The organism is Streptomyces sp. NPDC058464, from assembly GCF_042721035.1.
Classification (GTDB): Bacteria; Actinomycetota; Actinomycetes; order Streptomycetales; family Streptomycetaceae; genus Streptomyces.
The window spans coordinates 177,148-197,773 of the sequence record NZ_JBHXMA010000018.1 but is presented as its reverse complement, the minus strand read 5'-3'; the positions used below and the strand labels follow the sequence as shown (position 1 = coordinate 197,773).

Sequence of the window (20,626 nt, the reverse complement as noted above, 5' to 3'; positions counted from 1 at the left end):
TGCGGGCCGGTGGGGGCTGGTCGCGCAGTTCCTCCCCCAGCCTTCGGCCGGGGGTACCCCCAGCGCCCCTTTCGGGGCGCTGAAGAGCCGGGGCTCTTCAGACGGATCTGCGGCGGCCTCTCCACAGCACCACCGCCGCCACCACCAGCACCCCGCCCGTGCCGCCGGCCAGCGGAGCTGCCCAGTCCGTCGCGCTGGTCGTCTTCTCCTCCGGGTCCGGGCCGGAGCCGAAGTACTTCTTGCTGTACGAGGCGGACGTCAGGTTCTGCGTCTTCAGCCGGGCCGCGGACTTGATCGCCGCCGCCGGGTCGATCATGCCGAAGCCCCGGGAGTCGTCGCGGCCGCCGGCCGGGGCGTCGCGGGCGGTGTCCTCCAGGAGTTTCTTGATCTGGGCCGGGGTGAGGCCGGGGTGGGCCGCCTTGACCAGGGCCACGGCGCCGGAGACGAAGGCGGAGGCGGCGCTGGTCCCCCAGCCCTCGTAGTACTTGTGGTCCGGGTCGGCGATGACGATGTCGACGCCGGGTGCGCTGACCGTGGCGTACCAGCGGCGGGTGGAGAAGTCGGCGCGGGTGCCGAACTTGTCCACCGCGGTGGCGGCGATGACGCCCGGGTAGGCCGCCGGGTAGGAGATGTGGTCGCCCTTGTCGCCGCCGTTGCCCGCCGAGGCGACGACCACGACGTCCTTCTTCAGGGCGTACTGGATCGCCTCGTCCTCGCTGGGCTCGGGGTGCGCGGAGTCGGAGTCGTCGCCGAGCGAGAGGTTGATGACGTCGGCGCCGTGGTCGGCGGCCCACCGGATGCCCTCGGCGAGGGCGTTGCCCCGGGTGGAGCGGGCCTTGCCGCGGGCGCTGTCGCCGTCTTCGAGGATGACCCGGACGGGGAGGATCTTCGCCTCGGGCGCGACCCCCATCACGCCGTCGCCGTTGCCCACGCCGTGGCCGTGACCGGCGATGATGCCGGCCATGGCGGTACCGTGCCGGGCCCAGTCCCGGTCGCCCGGGCCGGCACCGAAGCCGATCATGTCCTTGGCGGTCAGGACGTTGCCGGCGAGGTCCGGGTGGTCCGCCTCGACGCCGGTGTCCAGGACGGCGACGGTGATGCCCTTGCCCTTGGTGGTCTGCCAGGCCTCGTCCAGGTGGAGGGCGGACAGGCCCCACTGCTGGGCGCGGATGCTGTCCGCGTACGCGGTGGTGGACGGCAGCAGGGCGAGCGAGCCGGCGAGCAGCAGGCTCACCGCGGCCCCGGTGGCGCGGCGCTTCATGAGGGCTTCTCCGTTGCCGGGCCGACGATGTTCTGACGCAGTCGCCGTTCGATCCGGTCGGCCAGGCCCTGCGCCTCGTTGCCGAGGCCGGCCTGGGCCGCGGCCGTGGTGGCACCGGAGGTCTCGGCGTCGGCGGCGGGCTGCGGGGCGTCGACGGTCCGGCCGTCGGCCCAGCCGGAGACGGCGTAGGCGACGATCGGGGCGTCGGCGAGCACGGAGATCGTCCAGGAAGCCCGCTGGTGCGGCCCGAACCGCTCGGCGGCGGTGTTCTTCGCCGCGTACGGGCGGGGCAGCAGGTCGGTGCGGCGGTCCAGCCGTTCGTCGGTGAACCGCTTGGCGAGGGCGGTCATCCCGGCCGGGTCGGCCTTCGTGAACAGCAGGCCGACGGTCGTCACATAGCTCTGGGTGGCGTCGGTGTAGGTGGCGCGGACCAGGCGCTGGCAGCCTACGGGGGCGAGCACCTTGCGCAGCAGCGGGTCGAAGGCGTCGGCGCAGCCGCCGGCCGGGGCGACGGCGATCCGCGTCCAGGTGCGGTCCGCGCCGCCGGGGCCGGCGCCGGTGCCCTGCACGGTGGGCGGGAACAGTTCGTCGACCGGCACGTTGTGCCACAGGCCGGAGGCGGTGCTGAAGCTGGTCGCCGCGGCCGTGTCACCGCCGTCGTCGACGATCCAGCCCCCGGTGACCGCGCCGCCGATGAGTCCGAGGCCGAGCACCATGCAGGCGGCGGCAGCGGCGGTACGAGGCGCCACGCGACCGACCAACGACAGCCCCCGCCCACGCTCGTCGTACCCCTCGGGCTCACCGAACGTCACAACGGGCCGCTCCCGGCCGGGAGTTCCCGCGGAGGCGCTCCAGGACATCGAGGGGTCCGGGGCGGGGCCGAAGGTGTGCGCCGGCGGGGCGGTGTCGCGGTAGGAAGGATAGGGAGGAGTAGCTGCCGGGGCGGGACGCGGTACGGCGCCGGAGTCCGGACGGATCGGAGCCGGTGCGGGTGCAGGTGCAGGTACGGGTGTCGGTGCCGCCGGCTGTGCCGGGGCGGCCGAGGGCCGCGGCGGCGCTTCCGCCGCCGAGCGCTCGGGACCGTCGACGGCGGGGAACGCCGTACCGGCCGTCGCCGAAGCCGCGGAACGCAGCGGGACCCCACTGTCCGCAAGCCCCGTCGGACGCGGCGGGCCGGAGGGCGCCTGAGCACCGGGCCGGTGCGGAGCGTCGGTCCCCGGGGTCCTGCCGGACGGCACCGGAGGCGCCGTCGGACGCGGCGGAGCAACGGGCGGCGGGGCGCTCGCCGGACGCGAGGGCATCCCGGTCGCCGAGGGCTCCGCCGGGCGCGGCACGGCACCGGACGCCGGAGGACCGGCGGCCGGACGGCGCGGTGTGCCGGATGCCGAGGGGCCCGCCGGGCGCGAGGCATCGCCGGTCGCCGAGGGCTCCGCCGGACGCTGCGCGGCACCCGCCGCCGGAGGGTCCGCAGGACGCGCAGGTGCACCGGCCACCGGAGGGCCGGACGGACGCGGCGGCGTGCCGGACACCGGGGCCTCGGACGGACGCGGCGGCGTGCCGGACGCCGGGGGCCGGGGCGGGCGGGGTGGCGGTGGGGTGACCTTAGGGGGCGTCGTGGGGCGCGGCGGGGCCGTCGGCACCGGGAACGTCCGCATGTGCGGGCTCCACGCGCTGCCCGAGTCGGGCGTGCCGAGGCCGGTGGCCGGGAAGTCGCCGCGGGGCCGTTCGAACCGTCTGGGCCCGGTCGCGCCCGACGTGCCCCCGGCCGGCTCGCCCGACGGAGCGGTCGGAGTGGTCGGCGCCGTCGCCGATCCCGCGGTGCCACGCCGCTCGTCCGACGGCGGCTCCGTCTCCTCCGCCGCACGGAGGGGGCGTAGCGAGGTGGTCGGTTCCGAGCCGGGCTGCGTGCGCCGTGGCGAGGGGCCCGGACCGTACGACAGCCGGAACGGCGCCGTGCGCCCGGTCTCCCGGTCGGAAGGCACCGGGGGCAGGTCCGGGAAACGGGCCGAGGCCGGTGGCGGCGGCGGAGACGCGGTGGTCGCGCCCTGCGGCGGACGGAAGTGGGGATAGCGGGGCCGAACGATGCGCTCGGCGGACGTCGAGCGGCCTGCGGACCTGTCCCCCGCATCCTGTTCGCCCTGCCCCACCGCACCGCCCCGACTCGTCCGGTCATCACGACTCTGCTGCCCGCCGGGCCGTCCCGGCAGCTGCTCCTGCCCGGTGCTCCCGGCCCCACCGGTGGATACGTCCGGCCGCTGCGACCGGTTCATCCGGTTCGGCCGGTCGAAGAACCCCGGCCGCTCCACGCGGCCGGACGCATCGGCTGGACCGGCCGCGTCGGCCGGGTACGGGGCATCGCCTCGGCCGGTCCGGCCGGTCCCCGGCCGGGTTCCGTCGGCCGTCGGCGCGGGCTCCCCCGGGGAATCCGTCGGGGCGGGGCCGGACGAAGGGCGTCGCGGGATCGGGGCGTGCCGCGCTTCACTGCTCATGCGCCCCCCGTTTCCTCGTGCCCGGGCCAACTCCTCGTACGGGTCGTCGTGCTCCCCGGCGCGGAGACGTCCGCCCCGGGCACGCATACCCGCACGCGCGGATCCGCATCCCGGCGCGGGTCAGGCGGCCGGGTTCGTTCCGCCGTACGTGCGCGTCACTCTACGGGTTGTCCGACGACGAACGGGAACCAGTCCGCGGCCCCGGGGCATCTGCCCGGATCGTCCCCCTACCCTGCGGTAATCCTGTCTGGCAGGCTTCGTTCATGACTGCGCGCGCCGCCGACCGGGCCCGTTACGACCGGGCCACCGCCCATCTGGACGCCCCCCTCGCGATCGTGGATCTGGAGGCCTTCGACGCCAACGCGGACGATCTCGTGCGCCGGGCCGGCGGCAAGCCGATCCGGGTCGCCAGCAAGTCCGTCCGCTGCCGCCACCTGCTGGAACGCGTCCTCGCGAAGGACGGCTTCGCCGGGATCATGTCCTTCACGCTCGCGGAGTCGCTGTGGCTCGCGCGTTCGGGCTTCGACGACATCCTGCTGGCCTATCCGTCCGCCGACCGGAGCGCCTTCGCGGAGCTGGCCGCCGATCCGAAGCTCGCCGCGGCCGTGACCGTGATGATCGACGACCCGGCGCATCTCGACCTGATCGACGCCGCCCGTGACGGCGGGACCGAAGTGGTCCGGGTCTGCCTGGAGTTGGACACCTCGCTGAAGCTGCTCGGGGGCCGGGTGCGGGTCGGGGCCCGGCGCTCGCCGCTGTACTCCCCCGCCCAGCTCGCCGACCTGGCGCGGACCGTGGCCCGGCGGCCGGGCTTCAAGCTGGTCGGGATCATGGGGTACGAGGGGCACATCGCCGGGGTCGGGGACGACATCGCCGGCCGGCCGCTGCGCTCCCGCGCGGTGCGGCTGATGCAGACCACCGCCCGCCGTGAGCTGTCCGAGCGGCGCGCCGCGGTGGTGCGGGCGGTCCGGGCGGTGGCGCCGGACCTGGAGTTCGTCAACGGCGGCGGCACGGGCAGTGTGCAGACCACGGCCGCGGAGGACGCGGTCACCGAGATAGCGGCCGGTTCGGGCCTGTACGTACCGCGCCTCTTCGACAACTACACGTCGTTCACCGGCCGTCCGGCCGCGCTGTTCGCCATGCCCGTCGTGCGGCGGCCCGGTGTCGGGGTCGTGACCGTCCTCGGCGGCGGCTACCCGGCCTCCGGCGCCGCGGGCCCCGACCGGCTGCCGGTGCCGTACCTGCCGGAGGGCCTGTCGTACGACGCGCAGGAAGGCCCCGGCGAGGTGCAGACCCCGCTGCTCGGCTCCGCCGCGGACGACCTGCTGATCGGCGACAAGGTGTGGTTCCGGCACGCCAAGGCGGGCGAGCTGTGCGAGCGGTTCGCCGAGCTGCAGCTGGTCGAGGGCGACCGGGTGACGGCGACCGTACCGACGTACCGGGGCGAGGGCCACACGTTCCTGTAGGCGTCCAGGGCCCGTGCGCCAGACGTCCAGGGCCGGTCCGCCGGACGTCCGAGGCCGGTCCGCCGGACGTCTAGGGCCGGTCCGCCGGGCGGATGCCCTTGGTGATCGCGTCCATGTCGGACAGCGGCGGCCCGTCCGGGCCCGCGTCGAAGACGAACCGGACGACGACCGGGGCCGGGATGCCGCTGTCGGACGGGAAGGCCAGGGACTGGACGTAGCCGCCCGGTCCGTCGGCCGTGCGGACCCGCCAGCGCACCAGGTAGCCGTCGCGGCCAGCCACCGCGACCCGCCCCGCCTTGACCACCTGGTGGGACCGGATGCCCCCGTACGGCCGCCGGCCGCCGGGATCACGGCCGTACGCCGCCTCGGCCGCGTCGGGTACGTCGCGTTCGGCGACGGTGCGCGGCGAGGCGCCGTCGGCGCTGCCCGCGGTACGGCTGATGACCTGGCCGTGGCGGCACCGGCCGGTGTCGGCGGGGCAGGCATAGGTGCCGTCGGTGGTCATCACGACGTCGTCCTGGGCGAGGTACGAGGAGCCGGTCCAGCCGGCCGGCACCGGCAGGGTGATGCCGTTGAGCTGGTCGACCACGAGGGACGGGGGCACCGCCGCGCTGGGGGCGGCGCGGACCGTCGTGTCGGCCCCGCCGTTCGCCTCGTCGGTGCGGAGCACTGTCGCGCCGGAGACGATCGCCGTCGCCAGCACGGCCGCGGCGGATATCAGCGCGACCGCCCTGGCCCGTCCGGACGCCCCGGCCGCCGGGGTGGGCGGCACGGGGAGACCGGACGGGGTGCGCCGGTGCTCGGTCCAGGCCCGTCCGTCCCACCAGCACTCCAGGTGCGGGGCCTCGGGGTCGGCGTACCAGCCGGGCGGCGGCGTCATGCTCACTCCCGCACTGTAGGACGGGGGCCGGGGTCCGTACACGGACTCCTAGAGGGGCGTGACGTACGCCCCAGAGATCCCGCCGTCCACCAGGAAGTCGCTGGCGTTGACGAAGGAGGAGTCGTCGCTGGCCAGGAAGGCGACGGCGGCGGCGATCTCCTCGGCCTCGGCGAACCGGCCGAGCGGGATGTGCACCAGGCGGCGGGCGGCCCGCTCCGGGTCCTTGGCGAACAGCTCCTGCAGGAGAGGGGTGTTGACCGGTCCCGGGCAGAGCGCGTTCACGCGGATGCCCTCCCGGGCGAACTGCACGCCCAGTTCACGGGACATGGCCAGAACGCCGCCCTTGGACGCGGTGTAGGAGATCTGCGAGGTGGCCGCGCCCATCCGGGCCACGAAGGACGCCGTGTTGATGATGGAGCCCTTGCCCTGCTGCCGCATGTAGGGGATGGCGGCCTTGCAGCACAGGTAGACGGAGGTGAGGTTGACCTCCTGCACGCGCTTCCAGGCCTCCAGGCCCGTCTCCAGGATGGAGTCGTCGTCGGGCGGCGAGATGCCGGCGTTGTTGAAGGCGATGTCGACGCTGCCGTAGGTGTCGAAGGCGGTCTTGAAAAGCGCCTCGACCTGTTCGGCGTCGGTGACGTCGACCTTGACGAAGATCCCGCCGACCTCCTCGGCGGCGGCCTTGCCGCGGGCCTCGTCGACGTCGCCGCAGACGACATGGGCGCCCTCGGAGGCCAGCCGCCGTGCGGTGGCGAGGCCGATGCCGCTGCCGGCTCCGGTGATGACGGCGGTACGGCCGACGAGCCGGCGGCAGACGATGTCAGAGGTCTCAGGGATCTCGGAGGTCTCAGAGGTCTCAGCGGTCACTGTGCGGGGCCTTCCGTGCTGATGAAGACGTTCTTGGTTTCGGTGAAGGCGGTGAGCGCGTCCGGGCCGAGTTCCCGGCCGATCCCCGACTGCTTGAAGCCGCCGAAGGGGGTCCAGTAGCGGACGCTGGAGTGGGAGTTGACGGAGAGGTTGCCCGCCTTGACGGCCTGGGAGACGCGCAGGGCGCGGCCCACGTCGCGCGTCCAGATCGAACCGGAGAGGCCGTAGTCGGTGTCGTTGGCCAGCCGGATCGCGTCGGCCTCGTCCTCGAACGGGATGACCACGGCGACCGGTCCGAAGACCTCCTCCACGGCCACGCGCGCCTGCGGCTCGACGCCGGTGAGGACGGTGGGCGGGAACCAGAAGCCGGGGCCCTCGGGGGCCTTGCCGCGGATGCCGGGCGCGTCGGCGTCGACGTACGAACGGACCCGCTCCAGCTGGGCCTTGGAGATCAGCGGGCCCATTTCCGTCTTCTCGTCGGCCGGGTCGCCGACGGTGACGGACTCGATCGCGGGGGCGAGGAGTTCCAGGAAGCGGTCGTAGACGGGGCGTTGGACGAGGATGCGGGTGCGGGCGCAGCAGTCCTGGCCGGAGTTGTCCAGGAAGGACATCGGGGCGGCGGCCGCGGCGGCCTCGATGTCGGCGTCGGCGAAGACGAGGTTGGGGCTCTTGCCGCCGAGCTCGAGGGTCACGCGCTTCACCTGGTCGGCACAGAGCGCCATGATGCGCTTGCCGGTCCGGGTGGAGCCGGTGAACACGATCTTGGCGACGCCCGCGTGTTTCACGAGCGCCTCGCCCGCGATGTCGCCGCGGCCGGGCAGCACCTGGAAGAGGTGCTCGGGGAGGCCTGCCGCCAGGGCGAGTTCGGCGAGCCGGAGGGCGGTGAGCGGGGTCGTCTCGGCGGGCTTCAGGATCACCGCGTTGCCGGCGGCGAGGGCGGGGGCGGTGCCCCAGGCCGCGATGGGCAGGGGGAAGTTCCAGGGGGCGATGATCCCGACGACCCCGAGGGGTTCGAGGAGGGTGACGTCGAGGCCGCCCGGGACCGGGATCTGACGGCCGATGAGCCGCTCCACTCCCCCGGCCGCGTAGTCGAGCAGGTCCCGGACGTTGCCGGTCTCCCAGCGGGCGTTGCCGACGGTGTGCCCGGCCTCCCGGACCTCCAACTGCGCCAGTTCCTCGCGGTGTTCGTCGACGACGACGGCGAACCGGCGCAGCAGCCGGGCCCGGTCGCCGGGCGCGAGCGCGGCCCACCGCTCCTGGGCGAGCGCGGCCCGCCGTACGGCGGTGTCGACGTCCGCCTCCACGGCCCCCGGGACGGTCGCGATCACCTCTTCCGTCGCCGGATTGAGGACGTCGAGTTCGTACTGTTGCGACAAGTGGTGCCTCACATGCGTTCGAAGGAGCGGCGCAGCTCCCAGTCGGTCACCGCGGCGTCGAAGGCCTCCAGTTCGACGCGGGCCATGTTGCGGTAGTGCGCGACGACCTCGTCGCCGAAGGCGGCCTTGGCGACGGGGCTGTTCTCCCAGAGCTCGGCGGCCTCGCGAAGGGTGGTCGGGACGTGCGCGAAGTCGGCGGTGTAGGCGTTGCCGGCGCAGGCCTCGGGCAGTTCCAGCTTCTGCTCGATGCCGTACAGCCCGGCCGCGACCAGGCCGGCGACGGCGAGGTGCGGGTTGACGTCGCCGCCGGGCAGCCGGTTCTCGAAGCGCAGCGAACGGCCGTGGCCGACGACGCGCAGCGCACAGGTGCGGTTGTCCTGGCCCCAGGCGACGGCGGTGGGGGCGAAGGAGCCCGGCTGGAACCGCTTGTAGCTGTTGATGTTGGGCGCGTAGAGCAGCGAGAAGTCGCGGAGGGCCGCCAACTGCCCTGCGAGGAAGTGCCGCATCACGTCCGACATGCCGTGCCCGTCGGGGGCGGCGAAGACGCCCTGGCCGTCCGCGTCCGTCAGCGACAGGTGGATGTGGCAGGAGTTGCCCTCGCGCTCGTTGTACTTGGCCATGAAGGTGAGGGAGACGCCCTCCTGGGCGGCGATCTCCTTGGCGCCGGTCTTGTAGATGGCGTGCTGGTCGCAGGTGACGAGGGCCTCGTCGTAGCGGAAGGCGATCTCGTGCTGCCCGGGGTTGCACTCGCCCTTGGCGGACTCGACGGTCAGCCCGGCGCCCGCCATCTCGTTGCGGATCCGGCGCAGCAGCGGCTCGATCCGCCCGGTCCCCAGCACCGAGTAGTCGATGTTGTACTGGTTGACCGGGGTCAGCCCGCGGTAGTTCGCGTCCCAGGCCGCCTCGTAGGTGTCCTTGAACACGATGAACTCCAGCTCCGTACCGACCTGTGCGGTGTAGCCGAGTTCGGCGAGGCGCTCCAGCTGGCGGCGGAGGATCTGCCGGGGCGCGGCGACGACCGGGGAGCCGTCGTTCCAGGCGAGGTCGGCGATGAGCATCGCGGTGCCCGCGTTCCAGGGCACGCGGCGGAGGGTGGAGAGGTCGGGGTGCATGGCGAAGTCGCCGTAGCCGCGGTCCCATGAGGACATGGCGTAGCCGTCGACGGTGTTCATCTCGGTGTCGACGGCGAGGAGGTAGTTGCAGCCCTCGGTGCCGTTCCGCAGGACCTCGTCGAGGAAGAAGCGGGCGGCGAACCGCTTGCCCTGCAACCGCCCTTGCATGTCGGGGAAGGCCAGGACGACAGTGTCGATCTCACCGCCCGCGACGAGGGTGTGCAGCTCCTCGACGCTCAGCGGGGGTGTGCGGTCTGCCACGGGAGCTCCTTCGGCTTCTTTCACGCAGCGCTTCTGGGGCCGGTCGGGGAGCTCTAAGGTATTGAAGAGAACCATTGCTTGGGAAGGGGGTACGGCCATATGTCGTTGGACGCGGACGGCGCCCTCGACGACCCGTTGACGCCGGTGCTGCGGCCGGTGCGGGCGGGCAACGGCTTCGAGGAGGCGCTGGAGCAGATCCTGCAGGTCGTCCGGCTGGGCCTGGTGCCGGGCGGCGAGCGGCTGCCCGCCGAACGGGAGCTGGCGGAGCGGCTCGGGATCAGCCGGGTGACGCTGCGCGAGGTGCTGAAGGTGCTCCAGGACCAGGGCCTGGTGGAGTCCCGGCGCGGCCGGTACGGGGGCACGTTCGTGCTGCCGCGCACGGACGCGGGCGGCGAGGACGAGCTGCGGCGCCGGATCGCCGAGGTCGACATCGAGGACGTACTGCGCTTCCGGGAGGTCCTGGAGGTCGGCGCGGCGGGCCTGTGCGCGGCGCACGGCCTGACCGGCGAGCAGGCGCTCCGCCTCCGCGAGGCGCTGGCCCGCACCCACGAGGCACCGCTCGCGGACTACCGCCGCCTGGACACCCTGCTCCACCTGACGATCGCCGAGCTGTGCGGCTCCCCCTCCCTCACCGCCCAGTACGCGGCGGTGCGGGCGACGGTCAACGATCTCCTCGACTGCATCCCGCTCCTGGTCCGCAACCTGGAGCACTCGCAGCGCCAGCACATCGCCCTGGTGGAGGCGGTACTGGACGGGGACGCGGACGGCGCCCGGGAGATGATGCGGGAGCACTGCGCGGGGACGGCGGCGCTGCTGCGGGGCTTCCTGGCCTGACGCCCGACCGGCGTGTCACAAAGGTGTGCGATAAAGGTATGGAAGCACACCTTTATCGCACACCTTTGTGACAGGGGAGGGCCCATGGCCGGACGGCCGCTGATCGGCGTGAGCACATACCTGGAGGCCGGGGCGCGCTGGGGCGTGTGGGAGCTGGAGGCGGCACTGCTGCCGGCCGGCTACCCGCGCCTCGTCCAGCGGGCCGGCGGCCTGGCCGCGATGCTGCCGCCGGACGCCCCGGAGCACGCGGCGGCGACGGTGGCCCGCCTGGACGGCCTGGTGATCGCGGGCGGCCCGGACGTGGAGCCGGTCCGCTACGGCGCCGAACCCGATCCCCGCACGGGCCGCCCCGCCCGCGCCCGGGACGCCTGGGAACTGGCCCTCGCCGACGCGGCGCTGGCCGCGGGCATACCGCTGCTCGGCATCTGCCGGGGCATGCAGCTCCTGAACGTCGCCCTCGGCGGCACCCTCGTCCAGCACATCGACGGCCACGCGGAGGTGCCCGGCGTCTTCGGCCGCCACGAGGTGAAGCCGGTCCCCGGGACGCGGTACGCCGAGACGGTCCCGGAGGAGACCTCGGTCCCGACCTTCCACCACCAGGCGGTCGACCGGCTCGGGGCGGGGCTGCTGGTCTCTGCCCACGCGGCCGACGGCACGGTCGAGGCGATCGAACTGCCCGCCGAGCGCGGCTGGGTCCTCGGGGTGCAGTGGCATCCGGAGATGGGCGAGGACCTGCGGGTGATGCGCGCGCTGGTCACCGCCGCGTCCGCAGCCGTGTCCTGAGCCAGGCCAGGGCCGCGTCGCCCTGTGCCCGCTGGAACGGGCGCAGGGTGGGCAGGCCGGGCGGCGCGGGCCGCACCGAGTGCTCCAGGAAGAAGCCGGTGAGCGCGGCGAGCACGGCGGTGACGGCGCCCGGGTCCGCGTCCCTGCCGAGCGGATGCACGGCGAAGATGCCCTCCGGGTCCGGGCCGCCCTGGGCCACGACGCAGGGCAGCATGACGAGCAGGTCGAACCAGGGGGCGGCCCGGACGGCGTGCGGCCAGTCCACGAAGACCACCCCTCCGTCGTCCGTCAGCAGCATGTTGTCGGCGCGCAGGTCGGCGTGGGCGAGGGTGTCGCCGGCGGCGGACTCGGGCCAGGGGGCGGCGAGTTCGGCCAGTTCGGCGAGGTGGGAGACGGTCCAGTCGTCGAGGCGTCCGGTGGCCGCGCCGGGGTTCTCGGCCAGCCTGCGCCAGCCGTCGAAGGCGTCGGCGAGACGCTCGCCCGCGGGCGGGGCGTCGAGCGGAGACGGGGTGAGGGTACGGCCGAGGGTGGCGACCGCGTCCAGGACGCGGCGGAGTTCGTCCGGGCGCCAGGGGACGTGCGGCTGACGGCCCTTCACCTCCTCGAAGACGAGGGCCACCCAGGTGCCGTCGTCGTAGCTGCCGAGGAGGCGGGGTGCGGGGACCGCGGCGGGAAGGGCGGCGGTGTTGCGGGCCTCCGTGCGGTGCAGGGCGGGACTGTCGGGGTTGGCGTCGGCGCTGACCGCCTTGACGAAGGCGGTGCGGTGGGCGGCGGTGCGGATCCTGGCGGCGACGCCCGGGGAGAAGCCGCCGGGCTGGGTGACGGCGTGGGTGACGGGGGCGCCGCCGAGGAGGTCGGTGACGGCGGTGCGGACGGGGGTGGGGAGGGCTTCCCAGGGGGTGCGGGTGCCTTCGGCGGGCGGGGTGGGGGTGGGCATGGGGGGATGGTGGAGGCTGGGAGCCGACCCCCGCGAGGGATTTTCGCCCCCGCCGCCCCTACCCGTCCCATCCTCCAGGGGGAGCCCCCCCTTCGACCGCCCACTCCGGGGGCTGCCGCCCCCGCACCCCCGCTTCGGCCTGAACGGCCTCGTCCTCAAACGCCGGACGGGCTGTCTTCTCGGACCGCTCGTCTTCAAGTGACCGAGTCGGGTGGTGGGTGGGCGACAGGTTGTTCAACCCCGGGTCAGGGAAAGCAGCTCGCGGGCCGGGCCCGTCGGGCGGTGGCCTGTCGGCCAGACCGCTCGTAGGTCGCGGCGGAGGGTGACGCCCTCCAGCGGGATGCTGACCAGGCGTCGTATCGCCAGCTCCTCCCCCACCGCCAGTTCGCTGAGGACCGCCGGGCCCGCGCCGCCGACCGCCGACGCCTTCACCGCCGTGGTCGACGACAGTTCGATCAGCGGCCGGGCCAGACCGCCCAGTGCCGCGTCGAGGACCTGCCGGGTGCCGGAGCCGCGTTCGCGGAGGATCAGCGGGGTCGCCGCCAACTCCTCCGCGGCGAGCGGGCGCCGGCGGCGGGCCCAGGGGTGGGCAGGGGCCACGACCACGATCAGGCGGTCGTGGGCTATCACCGCCGAGTCGAGACCGTGCGGGACCGTCAGGCCCTCCACGAAGCCCAGGTCCGCCTCGTCGGCGAGCAGCCGTTCCGCCACCGCCGCCGAGTTGCCGGCGAGCAGGGACACCGCCGTGTCGGGGCGCTGGGCGCGCAGCGCGAGCAGCCAGCCGGGGAGCAGGTACTCGGCGATGGTCATGCTCGCCGCGACCCGAAGTCGCGAGTCCCGCCGGTCCCGGAGCGCCTGGGCACCCGCGTCGAAGGCCTCCGCCGCCTCCACCACCCGCCGAGCCCAGTCGGTCACCAGCGCCCCCGCGTCCGTGAGCCGCGAGCCGCGCGGTGAGCGGTCGACCAGGGCCACGCCCAGCTGCCGTTCCATGGAGCGGATCCGGCTGCTGGCCGCCGGCTGGGTGATGCCGACCTCCCGCGCCGCCGCCCCGAGGCTGCCCAGCCGCGCCACCGCCAGCAGCAGCTCCAGCGCGCCGAGGTCCGGCACCCGGTGCGCCAGCGTGCCGCCTCCCGGCCGCTCCTCCGTCTCGCTCATAAGACCAGCTTATGCCCCCATAGAGAGGGACTCCCTGGTCGCGGGGTCAGGGTGGCGGAACCGTGGACTCATGGTCACCGCAGTCCGGAATCTCGGCCCCAACTGGTACGCGTCCGTCATGGGCACCGCGGCCCTCGCCCTCGGCGGCACCGCGCTCGGTGCCGACGGCCCGCGAGAGCTCTTCGTCGGCGTCTGGGCACTGTCCCTGCTGCAACTCCTGGTCCTGCTGGTCGCCCGTGCCCTGCACTGGGCCTACCACCGCGACCAGGCCCTCGCCCACCTCCGCGACCCCGCGGTCGCCCCCTTCTACGGCTGCCTCTCCATGGCCCTGCTCGCCGTCGGCGGCGGTGCCCTCGCCCTCGGGCGGGACTGGATCGGCGAGCCGGCCGCCGTCGCGCTCGATTCCGTGCTGTTCGTCGCCGGTACCGCCGTGGGACTCGTGGCCGCCGTCGCCGTGCCGTACCTGCTGGCCGTACGGCACCGGGTGGAGCCCGGCCAGGCCTCCCCGGTGTGGCTGCTGCCGCTGGTCGCGCCCATGGTGTCGGCCGCGTTCGGGCCGCAGCTCGTCCCGCATCTGCCGCCCGGGCAGCCGCGCGCGGCCCTGCTCTACGGCTGCTTCGCGCTCTTCGGGCTGAGCCTGCTGACCACGTTGCTGATGCTCACGCTCGTCTTCGCCCGGCTGGTCACCGGCGGTCCGCTGCCGCTCGCGCTGACCCCCACGATCTTCCTGGTACTGGGCCCGCTCGGGCAGTCGACGACGGCGGTGGGCGCCTTCGCGGACCTGGCCCCCGGCGTCGTACCGCCGCCGTACGCCACCGGTTTCGGCCTCCTCGCCGTGCTGTACGGCGTTCCCGTCATGGGGTTCGCGCTGCTGTGGCTGGCGCTGGCCGCGGCGCACGTGGTGCGGGCGTGGCGGGACGGGATGCGGTTCGCGATGACGTGGTGGGCCTTCACCTTCCCCGTGGGGACGTGTGTCACGGGCGCGGCCGCGCTGGGTCGGCACACCGGGCTCGCCGGGTACCACTGGCTGGCGGTGGGTCTGTACGCCGTCCTCGTCGCCGGCTGGCTCGCGGCCGCCTCCGGGACCGTACGCGGGCTGCTCAGCGGTGAGCTGCTCGCAGGGCCTCGCCCAGCACCCGTGGCGCCTCGGCCAGTGACGGTCCGTACCACGTCAGGTGCCGTCCGCTGACCAGCGCGCAGGGCAGCCCGGGGAACGCCTCGGGGCCGTCGGCGGCGGTGAAGCGGTAGGGCTCGTCCGGGAGCACGACCAGGTCGGGGGCCGCGTCGAGCAGTTCCCCGACCGGGATGCGGGGGTAGCGCTCGGGGTGGCCCTCGAAGAGGTTCGGTACGCCGAGCCGCGCCAGGACGTCCCCCGCGAACGTGTCCCGGCCCAGGACCATCCACGGACGCCGCCAGACCGGTACGACCGCCGTCGTGCGGGGGCCGGCCGGTACCGGTGCGGACCAGGCCCGCTCGGCCTCGTCCAGCCAGCGGGGGCGGGTGCGCGCGCCGCACGCGGTGAGGACCCTGTCCAGCTCGTCGAAGGCCTGCGGGACGCTGCGCACCTCGGTGACCAGGACCGCCAGGCCGGCGGTGCGGAGGGCGTCGAGGTCGGGGGCGCGGTTCTCCTCCTCGTTGGCGATCACCAGGTCGGGGGCGAGGGCGAGGATGCGGTCGAGGTCGGGGTTCTTGGTGCCGCCGATGCGGGGGACGTCGAGGTCGGCCGGGTGGGTGCACCAGTTGGTGGCGCCGACGAGGACTTCGGGGAGCGTTTCTGCGATTGCCTCGGTGAGGGAGGGGACCAAGGAGACTACGCGCCGTGGTTCTCTGTGGGTGCGTTGTGGCTGGTCGCGCCCACGCGGCGCCAGCCGCAGATCAGATACAGCCCCGCGCCCCTTTCGGGGCGCTCCAGCTCGGGGCGTCGCAGGGTGCGGCATCTCAGGGATCAGCGGGGGCGGTCCTGGACCGCCTCGATGTGTTCGGCCACTGCCACCACGATCACCCTCGTGTCCGGGACCGTCGCGCGCCAGCGGTGGCGGACTCCGCCGGTGAGGTAGAGGGTGTCGCCGCGGCCGAGGCGGTGGGCGCGGCCCTCGGCCTCGATCTCCACGGCGCCGTCGGCGACGTACATCAACTCGTCGTTGCGGTGCTGGAATTCGCGGCCGGCGTCGTGGTCGCCGGTGAACTCCGAGGCGTGCAGCTGGTGGTGACCGCGGACCAGGGAACGCACCTTGGGCGCGAAGTCCGGCTCGGTGGCGTCGTCGGCCCGTACGACGTCGACGCTGCACGCCGGGTCGGCGGCGGCGAGGAGTTCGACGGCCGTGGTGCGCAGGGCGTCGGCGAGCTTCTCCAGGGAGGTGCGGCTGGGGCGGGCCCTGTCGTTCTCGATCTGGCTCAGGAAGGGCACCGACAGGCCGCTGCGCTCGGCCACGGCGGCGAGGGTGAGCTCCAGCGCACGGCGGCGCCGCCGTACTGCCGCGCCCACCCGCACGGGCTGCTGGTCTTTGTGGTCGCCCATCGCTCCGGCTCCCTCCTTCGCTCGTCGATCCGTCCTTCGGGCGCCCCGCTGCGACCGGGCCCCTCCTGATGGGTTCTCTGCACCCTACGCATGTTCGGCAAACCGTTTCAGGCGGCCGTCACATCCCTGTCACGTCCGGTGAGCGCCACCCTCACAGTTCGCGCCAGTGCACGAGCTCGCCGGACTCACCGGGCGCGTGCGGCTCCTTCAGGTCGGGCGGACTCGTCCTTCGGGATGAACACGCTGACCAGGAGGGCCGGACGGCCGTCCGGTCGGTCGGCGACGACGCCTGCGGACCGGCGACGGCACGGCTGCGGACGGGGGTGCGCCGGCTCGGCCGCCCGGCCCGGCCGGAAGCGGGGGCGCGAGGATGCGCTGACCGGCTCCCGCGGCCGTTGCGCGGGCGCGCCCCCTCGATCAGGAAGGGGGCACCCCACGGGTTCGAGGCGCGGGCGGTCGCCGATGTTCCCGGCATCGCCCCGGGCACGGAGTGGCTGGTCGAGGTGCTGATCGGGGCGGGCCCGCGGGACCGTGAAACCCCGCAGGGTGCGCCGGAGTTGACGGTGGGTGGCGCGGTCGGCGCGGTGGTCGCCGGCCGGTTCCGCGGTGTCGCCGCGGACCGCGGTGACGTCGGGGGTGCCCTCGGTGCGGCGGGGCAGGGTGCGAGGCGCGTCGGACGCCTGGTCGGCCGTTCCGGCCTGCGGGGCGGCAAGGCTTGGGCAACGCCGTAGCGCTACGTGGTTGGCCGGATCCTTTTCGTAGGCGGGGAAACCCGGCCGCCGGCGCCGTCGAGGCGAGTCGAGGTGATCGGCACCCGGTCGGCGTCAGTGCCGTACGGCATGATGCGTGGCGTGACCGCACGACTGATGCTTCTCGACACCGCCTCGCTGTACTTCCGCGCCTACTTCGGCGTCCCGGACTCCGTGAAGGCGCCGGACGGCACGCCGGTGAACGCGGTGCGCGGGCTGCTGGACTTCATCGACCGACTGGTCAAGGACCACCGCCCGGACCTGCTGGTGGCCTGCATGGACGCCGACTGGCGGCCGCAGTGGCGGGTCGATCTCATCCCCTCCTACAAGGCGCACCGGGTCGCCGAGGAGCGCGAGACGGGACCGGACCAGGAGGAGGTGCCGGACACCCTCTCCCCGCAGGTGCCGGTTATCGAGGAGGTGCTGGACGCGCTCGGCATCGCCCGGGTCGGCGTGGCGGGCTATGAGGCGGACGACGTGATCGGCACCTTCACGGCGCGGGCCGGCGGCCCGGTCGACATCGTCACCGGCGACCGTGACCTCTACCAGTTGGTGGACGACGCGCGCGGGGTGCGGGTGCTGTACCCGCTGAAGGGTGTCGGGACGCTGCAGACGACCGACGAGGCATGGCTGCGTGAGAAGTACGGGGTGGACGGACCCGGGTACGCGGACCTGGCGCTGCTGCGCGGGGACCCGAGCGACGGGCTGCCGGGCGTGCCGGGCATCGGCGAGAAGACCGCCGCGAAGCTCCTCGCCGAGTTCGGCGACCTGGCCGGGATCATGGCCGCGGTCGACGACCCGAAGGCGAAGCTCACGCCGTCGCAGCGCAAGCGGCTGGACGAGGCCCGGCCGTATGTCGCCGTGGCGCCGAAGGTGGTCCGCGTCGCAGGTGACGTACCTCTGCCGGACGTCGACACCGCGCTGCCGAAGGCTCCCCGCGACCCGGCGCGGCTGGACGCCCTGGCGGCCCGCTGGGGCCTGGGCGGCTCGCTGAACCGCCTGCTGGTGACGCTGGAAGCCTGATCCCGAAGGAATTGTTTGCGCAAAACACGCTCATCAAGTGTTCATGGAAGAGGTGTTAACTGGACGGAGATGCTAACTTAGGTAAACCTAACCAATGGAGCAGGGAGGCCGCCATGGCAGAGCGCCCGGGACGTAAGCCGCGCAAGCCCCATTCCGCTCAGGTGGTGCGCACCGAACGGTTGAGCCCCCACATGCAGCGCGTGGTTCTCGGCGGTGACGGACTGGCCGGCTTCGCCGCGGACACCTGCACCGATCATTACGTGAAACTCCTCTTCGGGCCGGCGGGGGTCACCTATCCGGAGCCCTTCGACCTGGAGCAGATCCGCGCCGAGTTCCCCCGCGAGCACTGGCCGGTGACCCGGACCTACACCGTGCGCTCCTGGAACGCCGAACACCGGGAGCTGACCCTGGACTTCGTGGTGCACGGCGACGAGGGCCTGGCCGGGCCGTGGGCCTGCCGGGTCCAGCCCGGCGAGACCGTGCGCTTCATGGGTCCCGGCGGCGCCTACGCCCCGGACACGGACGCCGACTGGCACCTGCTCGCCGGTGACGAGAGCGCGCTGCCCGCGATCGCCCGCGCCCTGGAGTCCCTGCCGGCCGGGACGAAGGCGTTCGCCTTCGTCGAAATCTCCGGCCCGGAGGAGGAGCAGAAGATCGACTCCGACGTGGAGGTCGTCTGGCTGCACCGGGGCGAGCGGCCGGTCGGCGAGGCCCTGGTCGCGGCCGTCCGGGCGCTGGAGTTCCCCGAGGGCCGGGTGCACGCCTTCGTGCACGGCGAGGCGAGCTTCGTGAAGGAGCTGCGGGCGCTGCTGCGCGTCGAGCACGGGATCCCGCGCGAGGGCCTGTCGATCTCCGGCTACTGGCGCCTGGGTCACAACGAGGACGGCTGGCAGGCCTCCAAGCGCGACTGGAACGCCCGGATCGAGGCGGAGCAGGAGGGCGGCGCGGCCGCGGCCTGAACGGACCGGCGGCACCTCACGAGAAGGTGCCGCCGCCCCGAGCGGTCACACCGACCGCTGATACGACCGGAACGTCCTGATCGACAGCCACACCGCCGCGACCGCCAGCGCGAGCAGCGCCCCGCCGCGGCCGAGCACCGCGCCCCAGTCGGGGTCCGCCGACATCGCCGAACGGCCCGCCACCATCGCCCAGTTGAGCGGGTTGTAGTCGGCGATGTGCCGTATCCAGCCGGGCATCTGGGACGGCGCCATGAAGGCGCTGGACAGGAACGTCAGCGGCAGCAGCAGGAAGGTGTTGATCCCGATGATCGACTCCCGCTCCCGCACCAGCATGCCGAGCGCGTTGGACAGCGCGCCGAAGATGGTGCCGAGCAGCACGGCGGCCACCACCAGGACCGCGATGCCGCCGATCCCGCCCGGATAGTCGGCGCCGCCCAGCAGGCCGAGCAGCACGATGATCAGCGACTGGCCTGCGGTGACCAGGCCGTTGTTCACCACGTTGCCGTTCATCAGCGCGGCCCTGCTGACCGGTGTGGTCAGGAAGCGGTTGAGGGTGCCGCGCTGGATCTCCTCCAACGTGCCCATGCCCGCCCACATGTTGGAGCTGAGGGCGCTCATCACCACCACGCCCGGCACCAGGTAGTCGAGGTAGGAGGTGGTGCCGAAGCCGCCCAGCTCGACGACCTTCTTGAAGAGGCTGCCGAAGAGGAACAGCCAGATCACCGGCTGGATGAGGGTGATCACGGCGAACGCGGGCTGGCGGGCGAACACCAGCAGCTGACGCTGGGTCATGTACCAGGTCTGGGACATCGCGTTGCTCATCGGGCACCTCCGGCCAGGGCGAGGGAGTCGGAGTCGGCGCTGTCGGCCTCCGCGTAACGGCGGCCCGCGTAGCGCAGATAGACGTCGTCGAGGGAGGGCCGGGCGACGGTCGCGGCCGTCACGGTCACCCCGGCCCGCTCCAGGGCGGCCAGCAGTGCCGGCATCGCGACGGCCCCGTCGTCGGCGCGGGCGCTGATCCGGCGCCCGTCGAACAGCGCCTCGTGCACGCCCGGCAGCCCGGTCAGGGCGCCCGCGAGCAGGGTGCGGCCGGCTTCTCCGGGTGCTTCGCGCAGCTCCACGTGGACGGCGTCGCCGCGCAGTTCGCCCTTGAGGGAGTCCGGGGTGCCCTCGACCACGACGCGGCCGCGGTCGACGATCGCGACCCGCTCGGCGAGCCGGTCGGCCTCCTCCAGGTAGTGCGTGGTGAGCAGGATGGTCAGGCCCTCCTCACCGGCCAGCCGCCCGATCTCGTCCCACATCGCGGTGCGGGCCTCGGGGTCGAGGCCGGTGGTGGGCTCGTCGAGGAAGAGCACCTCGGGGCGGTGGACCAGGCCGAGTGCCACGTCGAGGCGGCGCCGCATGCCGCCGGAGTACCCCTTCACCGGACGGCCGGCGGCCTCGGTGAGGGTGAACCGGTCCAGCAGTTCGTCGACCCTGCGGTCCAGCCCGGCCCCGCGCAGGCCGTAGAGCCTGCCCTGGAGCCGGAGGTTCTCCCGGCCGGTGGCGACAGGGTCGGCGCCGGAGTTCTGGGCGACGACGCCGATCGCGCGGCGCACCCGGTCCGGGTGGCGCAGCACGTCGTGGCCGGCCACGGTGGCGCTGCCCGAGTCGGGGCGCGCGAGGGTGGTGAGGATCTTGACGGTGGTGGACTTGCCGGCGCCGTTGGGCCCGAGGAGCCCGAAGACGGTGCCGGGTTCGACGGTGACGTCCATGCCGTTCAGCGCGGTGACGTCACCGGGATAGGTCTTGATCAGCTGGCGCGCCTGCACTGCGGGCGCACGGGTGTTCATGACAGGGCTCTCCTGAATGAGCGGATGACAGTTGACAGGGGATGACAGCTGATCCGCTTGAGGAGCACCGGGCTATCCTGGGTGTGCCGCACCTCGATCGCCCGGATCTGCCTCACGGCGGATT

At 73.8% G+C, this 20,626-nt stretch carries 19 protein-coding genes; 7 read left to right on the top strand and 12 right to left on the bottom strand.

The window, feature by feature from the left end:
* Positions 1-97: 97 nt before the first annotated feature.
* Positions 98-1,261 carry a type VII secretion-associated serine protease mycosin gene (mycP, locus tag ACFWPQ_RS24175; RefSeq protein ID WP_384038351.1) on the bottom strand — a complete coding sequence of 388 codons (1,164 nt, stop codon included), beginning with the start codon at positions 1,259-1,261 and terminating at the stop codon, positions 98-100.
* Entirely contained in the window at positions 1,258-2,073 is an 816-nt protein-coding gene (locus ACFWPQ_RS24170; protein ID WP_384038348.1) for a hypothetical protein, read from the bottom strand. The genes mycP and ACFWPQ_RS24170 overlap by 4 nt, the downstream gene beginning before the upstream one ends.
* Positions 2,074-4,013: 1,940 nt before the next feature.
* Here ACFWPQ_RS24170 and ACFWPQ_RS24165 point away from each other — a divergent pair.
* A complete protein-coding gene (locus ACFWPQ_RS24165) occupies positions 4,014-5,216 on the top strand; it encodes an amino acid deaminase/aldolase (RefSeq protein ID WP_384038346.1) in 1,203 nt (400 codons plus the stop codon).
* 70 nt (positions 5,217-5,286) lie between these two features.
* On the opposite strand, the gene ACFWPQ_RS24160 is transcribed toward ACFWPQ_RS24165, so the two are convergent.
* The 4 genes from ACFWPQ_RS24160 to ACFWPQ_RS24145 are packed head-to-tail and all read right to left on the bottom strand — an operon-like array spanning position 5,287 to position 9,712.
* Positions 5,287-6,096, bottom strand: coding sequence for a DUF2510 domain-containing protein (locus ACFWPQ_RS24160; RefSeq protein ID WP_384038410.1), 810 nt, complete (start codon positions 6,094-6,096; stop codon positions 5,287-5,289).
* Between the two features lie 48 nt (positions 6,097-6,144).
* Entirely contained in the window at positions 6,145-6,933 is a 789-nt protein-coding gene (locus ACFWPQ_RS24155) for a 3-oxoacyl-ACP reductase (RefSeq protein WP_384038407.1), read from the bottom strand.
* Between the two features lie 26 nt (positions 6,934-6,959).
* Positions 6,960-8,339 carry an aldehyde dehydrogenase family protein gene (locus tag ACFWPQ_RS24150; protein ID WP_384038343.1) on the bottom strand — a complete coding sequence of 460 codons (1,380 nt, stop codon included), beginning with the start codon at positions 8,337-8,339 and terminating at the stop codon, positions 6,960-6,962.
* Positions 8,340-8,347: 8 nt separating this feature from the next.
* Positions 8,348-9,712: a glutamine synthetase family protein gene (locus ACFWPQ_RS24145; RefSeq protein WP_384038340.1), complete on the bottom strand. Its 1,365-nt coding sequence runs from the start codon at positions 9,710-9,712 to the stop codon at positions 8,348-8,350.
* Positions 9,713-9,811: 99 nt separating this feature from the next.
* Between ACFWPQ_RS24145 and ACFWPQ_RS24140 the strand changes: the two genes are divergently transcribed.
* Both ACFWPQ_RS24140 and ACFWPQ_RS24135 read left to right on the top strand, forming a co-directional pair.
* The gene (locus ACFWPQ_RS24140) at positions 9,812-10,546 is read left to right on the top strand and encodes a FadR/GntR family transcriptional regulator (protein ID WP_217550378.1); all 735 of its coding nucleotides are present in this window, start codon (positions 9,812-9,814) and stop codon (positions 10,544-10,546) included.
* Between the two features lie 84 nt (positions 10,547-10,630).
* Entirely contained in the window at positions 10,631-11,329 is a 699-nt protein-coding gene (locus ACFWPQ_RS24135) for a gamma-glutamyl-gamma-aminobutyrate hydrolase family protein (RefSeq protein ID WP_384038337.1), read from the top strand.
* On the opposite strand, the gene ACFWPQ_RS24130 is transcribed toward ACFWPQ_RS24135, so the two are convergent.
* Together ACFWPQ_RS24130 and ACFWPQ_RS24125 are read right to left on the bottom strand one after the other, a co-directional pair.
* Positions 11,301-12,266: an aminoglycoside phosphotransferase family protein gene (locus tag ACFWPQ_RS24130; RefSeq protein WP_384038334.1), complete on the bottom strand. Its 966-nt coding sequence runs from the start codon at positions 12,264-12,266 to the stop codon at positions 11,301-11,303. The genes ACFWPQ_RS24135 and ACFWPQ_RS24130 overlap by 29 nt on opposite strands.
* Positions 12,267-12,500: 234 nt before the next feature.
* The gene (locus ACFWPQ_RS24125) at positions 12,501-13,421 is read right to left on the bottom strand and encodes a LysR family transcriptional regulator (protein ID WP_384038331.1); all 921 of its coding nucleotides are present in this window, start codon (positions 13,419-13,421) and stop codon (positions 12,501-12,503) included.
* Positions 13,422-13,491: 70 nt separating this feature from the next.
* Between ACFWPQ_RS24125 and ACFWPQ_RS24120 the strand changes: the two genes are divergently transcribed.
* Positions 13,492-14,610: a TDT family transporter gene (locus ACFWPQ_RS24120; RefSeq protein ID WP_384038328.1), complete on the top strand. Its 1,119-nt coding sequence runs from the start codon at positions 13,492-13,494 to the stop codon at positions 14,608-14,610.
* Here ACFWPQ_RS24120 and ACFWPQ_RS24115 read toward each other — a convergent pair.
* Both ACFWPQ_RS24115 and ACFWPQ_RS24110 read right to left on the bottom strand, forming a co-directional pair.
* Positions 14,522-15,226 (bottom strand): helical backbone metal receptor, encoded by a 705-nt coding sequence (locus tag ACFWPQ_RS24115; RefSeq protein WP_384038325.1) that lies wholly within the window; start codon positions 15,224-15,226, stop codon positions 14,522-14,524. The two genes, ACFWPQ_RS24120 and ACFWPQ_RS24115, sit on opposite strands and share 89 nt — an antisense overlap.
* Before the next feature lie 140 nt (positions 15,227-15,366).
* Entirely contained in the window at positions 15,367-15,939 is a 573-nt protein-coding gene (locus ACFWPQ_RS24110) for an XRE family transcriptional regulator (RefSeq protein WP_361291487.1), read from the bottom strand.
* A gap of 395 nt (positions 15,940-16,334) precedes the next feature.
* On the opposite strand from ACFWPQ_RS24110, the gene ACFWPQ_RS24105 reads away from it, so the two are divergent.
* From ACFWPQ_RS24105 to ACFWPQ_RS24095, 3 genes are all read left to right on the top strand, one after another.
* Positions 16,335-16,670 carry a hypothetical protein gene (locus tag ACFWPQ_RS24105; RefSeq protein ID WP_384038323.1) on the top strand — a complete coding sequence of 112 codons (336 nt, stop codon included), beginning with the start codon at positions 16,335-16,337 and terminating at the stop codon, positions 16,668-16,670.
* Positions 16,671-16,781: 111 nt separating this feature from the next.
* Positions 16,782-17,711 (top strand): 5'-3' exonuclease H3TH domain-containing protein, encoded by a 930-nt coding sequence (locus ACFWPQ_RS24100; protein ID WP_384038404.1) that lies wholly within the window; start codon positions 16,782-16,784, stop codon positions 17,709-17,711.
* A gap of 113 nt (positions 17,712-17,824) precedes the next feature.
* Positions 17,825-18,670 carry a siderophore-interacting protein gene (locus ACFWPQ_RS24095; protein WP_384038320.1) on the top strand — a complete coding sequence of 282 codons (846 nt, stop codon included), beginning with the start codon at positions 17,825-17,827 and terminating at the stop codon, positions 18,668-18,670.
* Between the two features lie 45 nt (positions 18,671-18,715).
* Here the strand turns inward: ACFWPQ_RS24095 and ACFWPQ_RS24090 are convergent, their stop codons facing one another.
* Positions 18,716-19,492 carry an ABC transporter permease gene (locus tag ACFWPQ_RS24090; RefSeq protein ID WP_384038317.1) on the bottom strand — a complete coding sequence of 259 codons (777 nt, stop codon included), beginning with the start codon at positions 19,490-19,492 and terminating at the stop codon, positions 18,716-18,718.
* Positions 19,489-20,502, bottom strand: a complete 1,014-nt coding sequence (locus tag ACFWPQ_RS24085; protein WP_384038314.1) for an ATP-binding cassette domain-containing protein — start codon at positions 20,500-20,502, stop codon at positions 19,489-19,491. The genes ACFWPQ_RS24090 and ACFWPQ_RS24085 overlap by 4 nt, the downstream gene beginning before the upstream one ends.
* Positions 20,503-20,626 lie beyond the last annotated feature (124 nt).